The 13,110-nt window shown below is 69.7% G+C and carries 15 protein-coding genes; 4 read left to right on the plus strand and 11 right to left on the minus strand.

The window, feature by feature from the left end; all coding sequences use genetic code 11:
• Window positions 1-695 (minus strand): helix-turn-helix domain-containing protein (locus tag ACZ6TB_RS20230; RefSeq protein WP_465556066.1); only part of this gene is annotated, 695 nt, incomplete at its 3' end.
• A 304-nt stretch (window positions 696-999) separates the two neighbouring features.
• A complete protein-coding gene (locus ACZ6TB_RS20235) occupies window positions 1,000-1,581 on the minus strand; it encodes a DEAD/DEAH box helicase family protein (protein WP_465556067.1) in 582 nt (193 codons plus the stop codon).
• A 78-nt stretch (window positions 1,582-1,659) separates the two neighbouring features.
• On the opposite strand from ACZ6TB_RS20235, the gene ACZ6TB_RS20240 reads away from it, so the two are divergent.
• Both ACZ6TB_RS20240 and ACZ6TB_RS20245 read left to right on the plus strand, forming a co-directional pair.
• Window positions 1,660-2,235 carry a dihydrofolate reductase family protein gene (locus tag ACZ6TB_RS20240; protein WP_465556068.1) on the plus strand — a complete coding sequence of 192 codons (576 nt, stop codon included), beginning with the start codon at window positions 1,660-1,662 and terminating at the stop codon, window positions 2,233-2,235.
• Between the two features lie 148 nt (window positions 2,236-2,383).
• The gene (locus tag ACZ6TB_RS20245; protein ID WP_465556069.1) at window positions 2,384-3,604 is read left to right on the plus strand and encodes a nucleotide sugar dehydrogenase; all 1,221 of its coding nucleotides are present in this window, start codon (window positions 2,384-2,386) and stop codon (window positions 3,602-3,604) included.
• Here ACZ6TB_RS20245 and ACZ6TB_RS20250 read toward each other — a convergent pair.
• Window positions 3,591-4,487 carry a glycoside hydrolase family 26 protein gene (locus ACZ6TB_RS20250; RefSeq protein ID WP_465556070.1) on the minus strand — a complete coding sequence of 299 codons (897 nt, stop codon included), beginning with the start codon at window positions 4,485-4,487 and terminating at the stop codon, window positions 3,591-3,593. The genes ACZ6TB_RS20245 and ACZ6TB_RS20250 overlap by 14 nt on opposite strands.
• A 20-nt stretch (window positions 4,488-4,507) precedes the next feature.
• Here ACZ6TB_RS20250 and ACZ6TB_RS20255 point away from each other — a divergent pair, with 20 nt between their 5' ends.
• On the plus strand, window positions 4,508-5,866 hold the full coding sequence (locus ACZ6TB_RS20255; protein ID WP_465556071.1) for a polysaccharide deacetylase family protein: 1,359 nt from the start codon (window positions 4,508-4,510) through the stop codon (window positions 5,864-5,866).
• A 49-nt stretch (window positions 5,867-5,915) separates the two neighbouring features.
• On the opposite strand, the gene ACZ6TB_RS20260 is transcribed toward ACZ6TB_RS20255, so the two are convergent.
• From ACZ6TB_RS20260 to ACZ6TB_RS20270, 3 genes are all read right to left on the minus strand, one after another.
• The gene (locus ACZ6TB_RS20260) at window positions 5,916-7,361 is read right to left on the minus strand and encodes a glycosyltransferase family 2 protein (protein WP_465556072.1); all 1,446 of its coding nucleotides are present in this window, start codon (window positions 7,359-7,361) and stop codon (window positions 5,916-5,918) included.
• On the minus strand, window positions 7,348-7,671 hold the full coding sequence (locus ACZ6TB_RS20265) for a hypothetical protein (RefSeq protein ID WP_465556073.1): 324 nt from the start codon (window positions 7,669-7,671) through the stop codon (window positions 7,348-7,350). Before ACZ6TB_RS20265 ends, ACZ6TB_RS20260 begins: the two co-directional genes overlap by 14 nt.
• A 264-nt stretch (window positions 7,672-7,935) precedes the next feature.
• Window positions 7,936-8,289 carry a CAP domain-containing protein gene (locus tag ACZ6TB_RS20270; RefSeq protein ID WP_465556074.1) on the minus strand — a complete coding sequence of 118 codons (354 nt, stop codon included), beginning with the start codon at window positions 8,287-8,289 and terminating at the stop codon, window positions 7,936-7,938.
• Window positions 8,290-8,323: 34 nt separating this feature from the next.
• Here ACZ6TB_RS20270 and ACZ6TB_RS20275 point away from each other — a divergent pair, with 34 nt between their 5' ends.
• Window positions 8,324-8,761: a hypothetical protein gene (locus tag ACZ6TB_RS20275; protein WP_465556075.1), complete on the plus strand. Its 438-nt coding sequence runs from the start codon at window positions 8,324-8,326 to the stop codon at window positions 8,759-8,761.
• An 87-nt stretch (window positions 8,762-8,848) separates the two neighbouring features.
• Here ACZ6TB_RS20275 and ACZ6TB_RS20280 read toward each other — a convergent pair whose 3' ends face one another.
• The 5 genes from ACZ6TB_RS20280 to ACZ6TB_RS20300 form a co-directional block, all read right to left on the minus strand.
• Window positions 8,849-9,121, minus strand: coding sequence for a hypothetical protein (locus ACZ6TB_RS20280; protein WP_465556076.1), 273 nt, complete (start codon window positions 9,119-9,121; stop codon window positions 8,849-8,851).
• A gap of 418 nt (window positions 9,122-9,539) precedes the next feature.
• Window positions 9,540-10,721 carry an ABC transporter permease gene (locus tag ACZ6TB_RS20285; RefSeq protein ID WP_465556077.1) on the minus strand — a complete coding sequence of 394 codons (1,182 nt, stop codon included), beginning with the start codon at window positions 10,719-10,721 and terminating at the stop codon, window positions 9,540-9,542.
• Window positions 10,687-11,406 carry an ABC transporter ATP-binding protein gene (locus tag ACZ6TB_RS20290; RefSeq protein WP_465556078.1) on the minus strand — a complete coding sequence of 240 codons (720 nt, stop codon included), beginning with the start codon at window positions 11,404-11,406 and terminating at the stop codon, window positions 10,687-10,689. The genes ACZ6TB_RS20285 and ACZ6TB_RS20290 overlap by 35 nt, the downstream gene beginning before the upstream one ends.
• Window positions 11,403-12,461: an efflux RND transporter periplasmic adaptor subunit gene (locus tag ACZ6TB_RS20295; protein WP_465556079.1), complete on the minus strand. Its 1,059-nt coding sequence runs from the start codon at window positions 12,459-12,461 to the stop codon at window positions 11,403-11,405. The genes ACZ6TB_RS20290 and ACZ6TB_RS20295 overlap by 4 nt, the downstream gene beginning before the upstream one ends.
• Window positions 12,458-13,054 (minus strand): hypothetical protein, encoded by a 597-nt coding sequence (locus ACZ6TB_RS20300; protein ID WP_465556080.1) that lies wholly within the window; start codon window positions 13,052-13,054, stop codon window positions 12,458-12,460. The genes ACZ6TB_RS20295 and ACZ6TB_RS20300 overlap by 4 nt, the downstream gene beginning before the upstream one ends.
• Window positions 13,055-13,110 lie beyond the last annotated feature (56 nt).

Here is a 13,110-nt window from a genome sequence, read left to right on the forward strand (position 1 = left end):
CCGAGGTGGCGTAGTTGGTGTTCCAGGCCGTTGCGGCCGCGGCCGCCGGAGAGCCGGGTGGTGAAGACCATGCCGTTGTCGGTGAGCGTGGAGGCTGGAACACCGTGCCTGGTCACGGCGTCGCGGAAGGCGTGCACGACGATCGGGCCGGTGACCCGGGGGTGGGCGGTGACCGAGAGTGCGTAGCGGGAGTGGTCGTCGATCCAGCACAGGATCTCGGCGTCGGGGCCGGGCCGGCCGTCAGCTCGGGTGAGCCGGTAGTGGGTGAAGTCGGCCTGCCAGCATTCGTTGGGCTGTTCGGCAGCGAAGCGGATGTAGGACGACTTCGGCCGTTTGGCCGGCTCGGGCGTGACCAGGCCCTGCGCGCTCAGGTGCCGGGCGATCGTGGCCCTCGAGACGGTGATGCGGTGGTGATGGCGCAGGTGCCAGCCGATCGTGTCCGGGCCGGCGTCCAGGCCTCGTTCGGTGAGGTCTTTGCGGATCGCGATGATCAGGTCGACGACGTCAGGGCTGATCGCGGTGGGTGACGAACGAGGCCGCCGGGAGCGCGGCTCGAACGCGGCCTCACCCTCGGCCCGGTACCGGGCGACCAGCTTGGAGACCCAGCCCTTCGACACCTGGTAGGCGCGGGCGGTCTCGGCCTGGCTACGACCCTCGAGGACAACAGCGGTGATCACGAGACGGGCTTTGGACACCCCGCGACGATCACCAGCATCCAGAGTTTCCGATGTCCCGACACACCGTTTCCGATGTCTTGAGACATGGGTTTCCTATGTCCTGAACCAACACACTGCCGGGCGCGCGAGCCTTTGGGTGCCCCCTGTCCGCGGAGTGCGCGGGCCGGGGGCGGCTCGTATATCCGCTCCGGGGGCCGAGCCCCCGGACGCCCCGCGTTGCGGTGGGTGCGGTGGGCGTGACCGTTTCCGCTTTGTGGGGGCTTGGCCTGGGTGAGACCTTTTACGGCTTCGCGCGTGGGGCCTGCGGCGAGGCCATTACGGCTTAGCGCGGCGGGGGCTGGAGCTTGAAGTGGGCTATCGCTTTGGCGGCGACCTCGGCGGGGGCCAGGTGCGTGTTGTCGACTCGTAGGAAGTCTGGGTTGCCGGCGAATCTGTCGTCTGAGCTCAGGTGGTATTGGCTGTCCAGGTCGATCAAGTTTTGGCGGGAGAAGTCGATGTCTCGCTTGGATGGCTTCTCGGCCAAGCGGGAAGCGCCCTCGTTTCGGCGGAGTCTTTCGGCCTGGTCGGCCAGTAGTTCCAGGTAGAGGACGCGGCCGCCGCGCCGGTGGAAGGGGGCGGCGAACTGCTGCACCGCCTTCTCGTCCTGTGGGTGGTCGAACGCCCAGACGTAGGTGAAGATCAAGCCGGGTAGGTCGCTGGCCGCCACCTCCTCGATCAGGTCGCGGCGGAAACCGTCGACCAGCCGGCCGAAAGGCGGGCTTCCGAACGGGAAGAAGCGCAGTACCGGCTCGATTGCCAGGTGGTTGTGGAAGAGCCGGAGGCCGGTCCTCGTGGCGATCTGCTCGCCGACGGTCATCTTGCCGACCGCGGGCGGGCCGATGATGAAGAGCAACGTTCCCGTCACGGCGGTGAGGCTACCGAACGGCGATGAGTTTCGGCGCCGGTGGCGGTCTGTCCCGTAGTACCCGACGAGGAGGACACCATGACTGCCACGTACACGTTTGACTTCTTCACCAGCCTTGACGGTTTCGGCACCGCGAGCGGCGACTGGGGTGGCTACTGGGGCAAGCAGGGCCCCGAGCTGCTCCAACACCGCCTCGATGTCTACAGCCAGGAACAGCGGATGGTCTTCGGCGGCAACACCTATCGGCTCTTCGTCGAGATGCTCGCCTCGGGGGCCGAGCAGACCGTCTTCGACCCGTGGGTCACGCGGATGCGGAACCTGCCGGCGACCGTGGTGTCGTCGACGACGCCGGAGGTCAAGGACTGGCCGGACGCGACCGTGGAGAGCGGCGACGCGGTCGACGTGGTGCGGCGGCTCAAGGCGGAGTCGGCGGTGCCGCTGCGGTCGCACGGCAGCCTGTCGATGAACCGGGCGCTGATGGCCGCGGGGCTCGTCGACCGGATTCAGGTCACGCTCTTTCCGGTGGTCACCGGGCGCACGGGCGGGGATCCGATCTTCCGCGGCGCCGAGGACTTCGACCTCGAGCTGATCGAGAGCCGGACGCTCGACGGCGACATTCAGGAGCTGGTCTACCGGCCCACGCTGCACGGCTGAGCCGTACGGCCATGTGAAAGAGCTTTCGGATGACCTCATTCGGGTGTTTTCCGAAATAACCGACGCGTCGTAGGTTATTTCGCGCCAGGAAACCCCATCGAGGAGGCCACCCATCGTCACCGCATCGGCACCTTCGGAACGCGTCGCGGTGGTCGGGCAGGGATACGTCGGCCTGCCCGTCGCACACGCCGCCGTCCACGCCGGCCACACCGTGGTCGGGTACGACATCGACGAACCCAAGGTCCGGCAGTTGCAGCAGGGCCGCTCGCCGATCGACGACGTAACGGACAACGACGTCGCGCAAATGCTGGATACGGGCCGCTACCTGCCCGCGTACGACCGCAATGCCGTGGAGAACTGCTCGACCTTCATCGTCACCGTGCCCACCCCGTTGCGCGACGGACGCCCGGACCTGACGGCGGTGCTGGCCGCGGCGCGCGACATCGGGCCGCACCTGCGGGACGGCGACCTCGTCGTGCTCGAGTCGACCGTCGCGCCCGGCACCACCCGCGGCGCCTTCCGGGACGCGCTGGCGACCACCGCCGACGTGCATCTGGCCTTCTCGCCGGAGCGGATCGACCCTGGTAACCAATCGTGGCGGTTCACCAACACGCCGAAGCTGGTCGGCGGGCTCGACGCCACCTCCGGAAAGACCGCCTGCGCCTTCTACGAGGGCATCTGCGAGACGGTGGTGCCGGTCGAGACGGCCGAGGAGGCCGAGACCGCGAAACTGCTCGAGAACACCTACCGCTACGTCAACATCGCGCTGGTCAACGAGCTCGGACGGCACGCGCACGAGCTGGGCATCAACGTCTGGAACGTGGTCCGGGCGGCGGCCACGAAGCCGTACGGGTTCCAGCCGTTCTTCCCCGGACCGGGGGTGGGCGGGCACTGCCTGCCGATCGACCCCGAATACCTGGCCGACGCGGTGCAGCGGGAAGCGGGCGCCGGCTTCGAGTTCGTCCGCCTCGCGATGCAGATCAACCGGGCCCAGCCCGCCTACGTCGTGCACCGCATCACCGAACTGCTGAACGCCGGGCGGCACACCGTCAACGGCAGCAGCATCCTCGTCGTCGGCGCCGCCTACAAGCCCGGCACCGGCGACCTGCGCGAGTCACCGGCGGTCGAGGTCATCTCCCGGCTCACCGCGCTCGGCGCCGCCGTGACCGTCTACGAGCCGCACGCCGAGGGCTTCCTCGGCGGCCGCGACGAGCTCGACGACCTGCTCGCCACGCCGGGCCGCTTCGACCTGGCGGTCGTCCTCACCGACCACCGCGATGTCCCGTACGACGCCATCGTGCGAGCCGTCCCCCGGGTGCTCGACACCCGCGGCGGGCTGGCCGCTCACCCGGTCGTCACCGCTCTCTGAGATGGGGCCGGATCGCGCGCCGGTCCGCGGAACTGAGGCGCCAGTTCTTGACGTCGAAATAGACCACCGCCCGCAGCCGGGGAAACGCCCGCGTGGTCATCATCGCGGACAGCCAGGCCGGCCTCGCCGGTCCCGGCGCGCACCCGAACTCGGTGATCCACACCGGCAGGTCCGGGTCGAGGCCGGTCACGGTCGCGTACATCGGGGCGAAGACCTGCCGGAACGACCGCCAGCCGCCCTCGTTCCAGTTGAAACCATCGATCCCCAGCACGTCCACGTACGCCGATCCCGGCCAGATCCGCGGGACCGGCGTATTGGACGGCAGGTCGGAGGCGTCCACGTTGAACACGAACTTCAGGTTGCGGACGCCCCGGTCGCGGAAGAACGACACGACGTACCGCCAGGCCGCCACGAACTCGGCCGGGGTCCCGCCGTCCCGCTTGGCGCCGTCCGGCGTCGGCTGCCAGGTCGACCAGTTCCCGTTCAGCTCCGGCCACGGGCGCACGTAAAGGTCGAAGGGATAGTCGCGCATCGCCTCCGCCACCGCCGTCAGATAGGAGTCCCGGCGGTGCGCGGTCACGTCACCGAATCGAATTTTCCAGGGCTCCCAGGAAATCAGCACCTTCCGTTTCCCGCCGGCCGCCATCCATCTTTCGGTGGGGCCGGGAAAGACATAGGTCCAATCGACGTACGTCGAAGCGATGTCCACCGGACGACCCAGCTCGGCCTCGAGGGCCGGCAGCCGCTGACGGCTCTTGCGCAGGTCATCGACCGCCGCTCCGAAGAGGAACGTGGCCGCGGCGGGCCGGGCCTCGGCGCCGGAAGAGCCGAGCGCCCCGATCGACACCACGACGGCGATCGCCATTTTCACGACGCGATTCATGAAAGCGGACGGTACCGAAAATGAACGACGCGACCAAGCAGGGTCGCCGAAACGGGCGAACCACGAAATGGCGGTCGGCAGCATTCCTGGCGGCCGCCGGACTGGCATTGCCGGGGGCATTGATCGTCGCCGACAAAGCACCGGCGAAGGGTGAGCCGGCGCGGCCGATCAACAACGACTGCTCGGGCGGGCACATCGAGCTCACCTTCGACGACGGCCCCGGCGTCCACACCCGGGAGCTGCTGGAGAAACTCGAGGCGCTGCACCTGACGGCGACGTTCTTCATGATCGGCAAGAACATCGAGGACGGCGGCCCCAAGGCGGCCAAGCTGGTGCGCGACCTGGTCGCCGCCGGCAACTCGGTGCAGAACCACACGTACGACCACGCGTCGATCACCGGCGAGTCGACCGGCAAGGCGGCGCTGACCCGGGATCAGATCGTTCAGGAACTGGACGGCGCGACGCGTACCATCGTCGCCGCCGGAGTCCCCCGCCCGAAGCTGTACCGGCCGCCGTACGGCGACATCGACGCCCGCGCCGACGACGTGGCACGCGAGCTCGGCTACCGGATCGTCTCGCCGTGGGGCATCACCGACTCGAACATCGTCGACTCCAAGGACTGGTCCGGCGCCACCACCGAGCAGATCATCGCGAACGTGGTCAACGGCTACACCAGCGACGGCTACCGCCTCAACGGCATCCGGGACCGCACGATCGTCACCATGCACGACGGCGGCCGCGAGGACACCCTCAACTCGATCGCCGCGCTCCAGCCCATCGTCGACTTCATGAACGCGCACCGCCTGTGCTCGACGACCGCGATCCGCGAGGACGCCACCGGCGGCCGGGTGCCCACCCCGCCCCTGCCCGAGCCGGGCGCCGCCAACGTGGTGCACAACCCGTCGCTGGAGAAGCGCCGGGCCGACGAGCCCACCTGCTTCGAGCACGCGGAGAACGACACCGGCGGCGTGCCGGCCCAGTGGTCCCGGGTCTCCGGCGCGCACACCGGAGCGACCGCCGAGCAGCTGGTCGTCGACCGTTCCACCGGCGGCGACCGGAAGCTGATCATCAGTCGGGACCCGGCCGGCTCCCGTTGCCTCGGGCCGGTCAAGCCGGGCACCCGGTACGGCACCTGGCTCTGGTACAAGGGCGAGTGGCCGGACAAGACGGACGTCAGCATCGTCGTCTACTACCGCAAGCACTCGGGCGACTGGGCGTACTGGGCGAACGGGCCGTCGGTCGAGACGTCGGCGACCTGGAAGCTGACCGATTTCGTGACGGCGCCGCTGCCCGGGGACGCCACCGCGATCAGCTTCGGCCTCGAGATCAGCGGCACCGGGACGATCGTCACCGACGACTACTCGATGGCGGCGCAGTAACCCCCACGACAAAAGGGGGCGGCAGCGGCCGCCCCCTTTCTTCGGCTTTCTACTCGACGACGGTCCAGGTCAGCGTGACCTCGCGCCGCGCCCGCGGCACCGTGACGTGCAGCGGCCGGCCGTCGGCGTCGCGCACCACCGGCATGAGCAGCGTGGGTGTGTCCTCCGGCTCGTGCCGGGAGATGTGGTAGTTCACCGGGGCCGCCTTCGAGGTGCGGGTCTGCCAGCGGTTGTCGAACAGCTTGAACAGCGCCACGTAACGCGTCGGCGTGAGCAGCAGCAGGTTCAGCAGGATCGCCGCCGGGGTGCCGACCAGGAACGAGAGCCACTTCTGCCGAGCGGGCATGCCGGGCCGGCCGACGAGATAGAGGCCGGACAGACCCCACCGCACGATGACGTACGCGCCGAGGTAGACACCCAACGCGAGCAGTCCCTTGCCGCCGCTGTACCGCTCGTGCCCCGAGATCATCCCGGCCACGATGCCGCCGAGAGCCCAGAGCGTGATGGCCGGCGCGATCACGAGCTGGAGCATGCCGTACGTCGGGGAGATCAGCTGCCGCAGGTCGAGGTTCTTGAAGACGTACGGGAGCATCCACCACCACGATCGGGCCCAGCGCAGCCGCTGCCGGTAAGTGCCCTGCAGGGTCGTCGGCATGTCGGTCTCGACCAGCGCCTCGGCCACCCCGACGACCTGACCGCGCTCGAGGGCCCGCAGCGCCAGCCACCGGTCGTCGCCGGTGCCGCATTCCACCGCGTACGCCTCGAGGTGGTCGTAGATGAGATCGGCCCGGTAGATGGCCAGCGCGCCCGAGGTCGTCTCCAGGCAGCCGAGGATCGACCGGGAGGCGCGCATCATGACGCAGCTCGTGCCGATGTCGATGTCCGCCGCCCGGGCGACGAAGCTGTCGCCGAAGTTGCGGATGTAGATCATGCCGGTCGCCGCCTGGATCTTGGGATTGCTCATCGCCCGGAGCAGGTGCTCCAGCGCGTCCGGCGCCGGCCGCGAGTCGGAGTCGACGGTCAACACGAATTGATAGGTGTTGGAACGCCAGCGGCCCGCCACCTTTCGGCCGTGCGCCTTGAGGACTTCGACCTGTGCGCCGCGCTTTCCGGTGTTCGGCTGCCGCCGCCACGTGACGCGCGGATGTTCGAACGGCAGGATCGGCACCCCGGAACCGTCGTCAATGACCTCGATATCGACGGGAATGGTCTGCTCGAGGATGCTGCGGACACAGCCGACCAGGTTTTCCTGATCCTCGTTGTAGGCCGGAATGATGCACAGCACCCGGCCCTCGGCCGGCGGCCGATCGAGGTAGCGGCGGCCGAAATGAAAAGTGACCAGACAGAACAGAATCACCAACGCGCCGAAGCACCAGTATCCGATCAGCAGCGGATCGTCGGTCTGCCGGTTCACCACGAAGGTCACCGCCTCCAGGGCCATGATGACCCCGGCGATGATGACCAGGTGGACGAGGCGGGCTCTAGGCGAGGGCACGACGCTCCTGCGGGACGAGGCGGGAGGACAGGACGAGGGCGGCGACGGCCGCCGCGAGCCCGGCGGCGATCGACATGGTCCAGCTCAGGCCGCCGGCGTGAGCGAGGAACGCCGCCCCGGCCATGGCCGCGCCGGCCAGCGTGAAGATCACCGCGCGGCCGCGACGGATCCGGGACCCGTAGCGGAAGGCGGCGATCCCGAACAGCACCGCCATGATCGCCGCCGCGAGGATGTTGTCGAGGCCGAGAAAATGAGACATGAAAAGAGCGCCGGCGCCACCGGTCACGGGAGCTGCGTTGCCGTAGGGCATGACGAGACTTTCTGGTGGAAGCTCATTGATACCGACAGAAGATAAGCGAGTTCGCCTCTTTCCGGCATCACGCTTCGGGGGTAGTCCGACAGGCCTCGGCAACCGGTCGCACGGCTGAGTGCGGGCGGGCGAGGAGGACATCGGCGCAGATGGCGCCCCCGCGGCCGGCCGCTCATGTCGAGACAGGCCTATTCATGACGGCATGAAAACGGTGGCCTCGCCACACGTTCGTGGAGAGGCCACCGGCCGTCGAATATCGCGGAATTAGTTCACGAAATCCTGCGTGAACCACACCTTGCCGCTGCTGTCGCGGGTGACGGCGAGGCCGATCCGCTTGAATCCGGCGTTGAGCAGGTTCCGCCGGTGCCCGTCGTTCGGCGCCACCTCGGCGAGCATCAGGTCGGTCAGCCCGTTCGCGGCCGCGATGATCTGCACCTGGTTGTCGGCGGCGTTGCCCTGCCCGATGTTCTCCCCCGCCGAGGTCCAGGAGACGCCGGCGGCGGTGAAGCGGTCGCCCAGCCCGGCCTCGCCCGGGCACTGGTGCGAGAGCCCGCATCCGCCGGCCATCAGCGCGTTGTGCGCCTGCGACGCCTGGGAGAGCGCGGAGCTCAAGGTCAACGGCGACAAGCCGTTTGCCGTACGCGCGGAGTTGATGTGTTCCAGAGCGGCGGTGATCACCGGATCGCCGCCGGGCGCGCTGGTGGCCGGCGGCACGGTGCCCGGCGCCGTGGTCACCGGCGGCACGGTGGTCGGCGCGGCGGTCGTCGGGCCAGCGGTCGTCGGCGCCACGGTGGTGGGTTCCGTGGTCGGCGCCGCGGTCGCCGGCGCTGTGGTCGGCGGCACCGTGGTCGGCGGCCGGCTCGTGGTCGCCGTGGGCCGGGGCCGATGCCGCCGCGACCCGGCCGCGGTGGTGGCCGGCCCGAGGGACCCGGCCGCCGGCCGAGCGGCGGCGCTGGTGGCCGCGACGGGCCGCACGGCCCGGTGCCGGTCGAAGGTCTGCGCGGAAGCAACCCCCGCAACGGTGGCGCCCCCCACCCCGAGCACAACGGCGGCGATGACGAGCGAGCGTTTCCGGGCAGGCTTGCGATGACGGGCGAGCAAGAGTGTTCCTCATCGATCGACGACATGGGGTAGGCACCTGCACTATCCGTGCTCCCACCCGCGTTCGCCGATTCCTTCAGGAGTCCTTAAAGATCGGCTCAGACCCACCTAAGCCCGGCTGCCCGGCGGCACCCTCCGGCAGTTCCCGACTTTCCGGGGCCGGCGCGCCGCCGCGACCACGAAGCGCGTGCAGGACCGCCGTGAACCGCCGGGACCGCTGATCGCTGCCGAGAACCCCGGCGAGGAAGCCGATCAACGCGATCACCACGACCGCCCCGAGAACGACGCCGGCCCACCCGGCGGACAGGATGCCGGTGAGTGCGCCGCGCCCGCCGCCCGCAGCGATCACGCGGCAATCATTCGGCGACCTTGCGACGGGCGACCCGCAGGCGGAAAACGGCCGACGGCAGAGCGAGCAGCGCGGGCGCGGCGCCGGTATGGCTTGTCGATGCGCAGGGCCTGCAACTGCTTGACCGAGAACGTCCAGACAGCACGTCGACCGCGGTCGCGCCACGAAGACGCGGGTCAACTTCGGCGAAGCGCATCCGCTGGTGGAGCCGCCACGACGAGCACTTTCCCGACGACCGGAAGAACCCGGTTGTGCGGAGGCTTTGGGCCGTCAGAAACCGGGATGCGCGCAGCGTTGCCGGGCAGTAAAGCGGAGTTGGGTCGCGGCCGGTTCGGTCTGCCGTAGCAGCGTTGCCCCGCGACCTTGGTCGACGGTGCCCGGGAAGTCCCCGTGGTGCTTCCCGGGCACGCGCCCGCCGTCACGCCGCGGCCAAGGCCTCCGTCGGGGCCAGCCGGGCCGCGCGGATGGCGGGATACAGGCCGGCTATCGCGCCGATCACGACGGTTGCGGCCACGCCGCCGGCCAGGGCCCATGGTGGGACCACGGTCGGCCAGCTCTGGGTTGTCGAGTAGACGCCGGTCACCAGGTAACCGAGCAGCACCCCGGCGGCGCCGCCGAGCAGGGACAGCAGGAGGGACTCGGCCACGAACTGGGTTCGCACCTGGCCCTTCGTCGCGCCCAGGGAGCGTCTCAGGCCGATCTCGGCTCGGCGTTCCAGGACCGAGATGACCATGGTGTTGGCGACGCCGATGCCGCCGACCAGCAGCGCCACGGCGCCCAGGCCCAGGAGCAATGCGGTAAATGTCGCATTCGTGGCTCGGCGCGCGGCCAAGGCGTCGGATGGCTTCGAGACCTTGACCTCGTTCGGGCTCGACGGATTCGCCGTCGGGGCCAGCACGCCGCGCACCGCCTCGACCTGCGAGTCGAGCGCCCGGGTGTAGACCGTCGTCGGGTGGCCGTCGAAGCCCAGGTACGACGCCGCCGCCGGCCAGCCGACCAGCACCGCCGAGTCGAGTTCGGGCGCCAGCGGCACCCGGTCGAGCACGCCGATCACGGTCCACCAGCGGCCCAGCATGTAGACCGCGGGCACGTCGCCCAGGCGCCGGGCCGCGTCGGCGCCGAGGACCACCGCCGGGTAACGGGCCGTCGCCGCGTTCAGCCACGTCCCGTCCGTCATCTTGGCGCCGACGGTCTTGAGCAGGTCGAGCTGGGCCGCCAGCACCGCGAGGCCGCCGGTCTGCCCGGCCGGGATCTTGTCGGTGCGGTACACCGCGGTCCCGTCGACCGAGCCGGTCGCCGTCGCCGACAGCACGGGAGCGATGCGCCGGATCATCGAAACCGACTGGTCCGGCAGCTTCGCGTCCTTGCCGAACATGGTCTGGCCGGGCGTGACGGTCAGCATGTTGGTGCCCAGCGCCGCCAGGGCACGATCGAGATCGGCCTGGCTGGACGAGGAGATGCCGACCACCGCTGTCATCGCGGCAATGCCGATCGCGATGCCGAGCGCCGACAGCACCGCGCGCAGCGGGCGGGCCCGTAACCCCGTACCGCCCAATCGCAGAAGGTCAGACGGCCGCAACCCAGCCGGGCTGAGCGACATCGGGAACCACCTCCCCGTCCCGCATCGGCACCTGCCGCGGCAGGCTGCCGGCGATCCCGTGATCGTGGGTGATGACCAGCACCGTCGTGCCGGCCGCGTTCAGCTCGCGCAGCAGCTCCACCACCCCGGCGCCGGAGACCGAGTCGAGGTTTCCGGTGGGCTCGTCGGCGAGCAGCACCGCCGGATCGCCGGCCACCGCGCGGGCGATCGCGACGCGCTGACGCTCACCGCCGGAGAGCTCGTGCGGGCGGTGGGTGAGCCGGTCACCCAGGCCGACCCGGACCAGGGCGGCCTCGGCGCGCCACTCACGCTCCCTCTTCGGTACGCCGGCATACAGCAGCCCGTCGGCGACGTTGGCGACCGCGTTCCGGCCGGGGGCGAGGTGGAACTGCTGGAACACGAAGCCGACCCGGCGCGCGCGCAGGGCCGAGAGCTGCCGGTCCGAGAGCGTGGCCACGTCGTGCCCGTCGATCTTCACGGTGCCGCGGGACGGACGGTCCAGCGTGCCGATGAGGTGCAGCATCGTCGACTTGCCCGACCCCGACGGGCCGACGATCGCGACCAGCTCGCCGTACTCGACGGCCAGGTCGACCGAGCGCACCGCGGTGACCCCGCCGGGGTAGGTCTTGGTGACGCCGGTGAGCTCGATGACCGGGCCGGCGGGAGCCTCGACGACCGGGTTCATACCGGCATCCCCACCGTCATCCCGGCCCGGAGCCCGTCGCCGGTGATCTCGACCTTGCCGTCGGCGAACAGGCCGGTCTCGACCGCGACGATCCGGGTGGCGGTGCCGTCGACGACCTGGACGCCGTAGCCGCCCTCGGACAGCGCGAGCAGCGCCGCGACCGGCACGGTGAGCACGTCCTTGCGCTCGGACGAGGTGAAGTTGATGGACACCGCCGCCTCGTCCAGGCCCTTGGGCGCGCCCGAGAAGGCGACCGTGACCTCGATCAGCGTGGTGTCCTCCTGATCGCCCTGGCCCTCCTGCACGGTGGTGCCGACCTTGACGATCTTTCCGGGGAGCACCTTGCCGTCGGGCATCGCGACCTGGACCGTGGCGCCCTGCTTGGCGAGGCGCTGCGCGTCCATGGTGAGGTCGACGGTCGCGACCAGGCTGGTGCCGGTGTACTTGATCAGCTCGGTGCCCGGTTGCACGGCGGCGCCTTTCTCGGCGCTCCGGGAATCGACGCGGACGGCCGTGTCGGCGTACGCGATCTGGCCGGTTTCGACCGTGCCGGTCTCGCTGAGGCCGAGGTCCTCCTGCCAATCCTTCACCGCGGAGGCGGTGACCGACGTGTATTTGCTGTCCACCGTGAATCCGCGATACCCGAGCGCCCACAGGTTTTTCTCGAACTGTTTGACATCGGCGCCTTTGACCCCGGAGGAGAGGTTCCGGTACGCCGGGAGCGTCCCGTAGAGAAGAACGATCGGCTTGTTGTCGAGCCGATAGAGCGCCTTACCGCGCGTGATCGTCGAACCGGCCACCGGCAGCCAGGTCACCGTGCCGCTCCCGCGTGCCGCCAGTGTCGTGGTCGAGCCGTGCCCGAGCGTCCCGTCGTGCGTCTCCCGGTCGACCAGCGTCTGTTTGGCGATCTCGGCCGTGTTCGCAACCGTGGTTCCGCTCGCGGAGTTGTTGCTGCTGCTCTCGGCGTCGGGCAGGTTGAACACGGTGACCGCCGCGGCCACCGCACCCACCGTCACCACTCCGGCCACCACGCCCGCTTTCTTCCGCGCGCTCATCCCATCCGTCCCATGTTCGTGGTCAGGCCGCCGCCGCCGGAGTCGGAGTTGGAATGGTTCTCCTGGTGCTTCCCGGCGCCCTTCGGCAGGTACTTCTCGCACGTTTTTTCCGCCTTGTCGAAAGTCGGGTCGCCGGGGCCGGCGCCGAGCTTCTTCGGGTCGATGACCAGTCCCCCGTCCGGTTGTGGATCGGGGAAGTTCGGGACGCCGTTCTCCCGCATGCACTTGGCCTGGTCGCGCATGGCCTGCAAATCCTCGGTGCTCGGCTTGTGCACCTGGCCGCCGTCCGGCATGAACTGCTTGCACGCCTCCTGGGCGGCCTCGAACTTCTTGGCGTCGGTGCCCTGCGGGATGGCGATCGACTGCTTCCCGCTGCTCGGGTCCGGGAACCAGGTCATCCCGTGCTCGCGCATGCACCGCGCGAACTTGAGCGGGGCATCCGGGTCGTCGGACCGGCTCGGGCTGGGGCTGGCGCCGGCGCTCGCCGTGCTCTTCCCCGCACTCGCTACCTGTGGGTCCTTCGCCGAGGTGTGCGCGCATGCCGTCACGAGAGCCGGCAAGAGCAGCAGCGCCGCGGCCTTTTTGAATCGCATATCCGTCTCCCTTCTGGCCATGCAGTAGAGCGGCCGGCGGGTTTCCCGGCCGTCAC

It is taken from the genome of Actinoplanes sp. NPDC051537, from assembly GCF_055586105.1.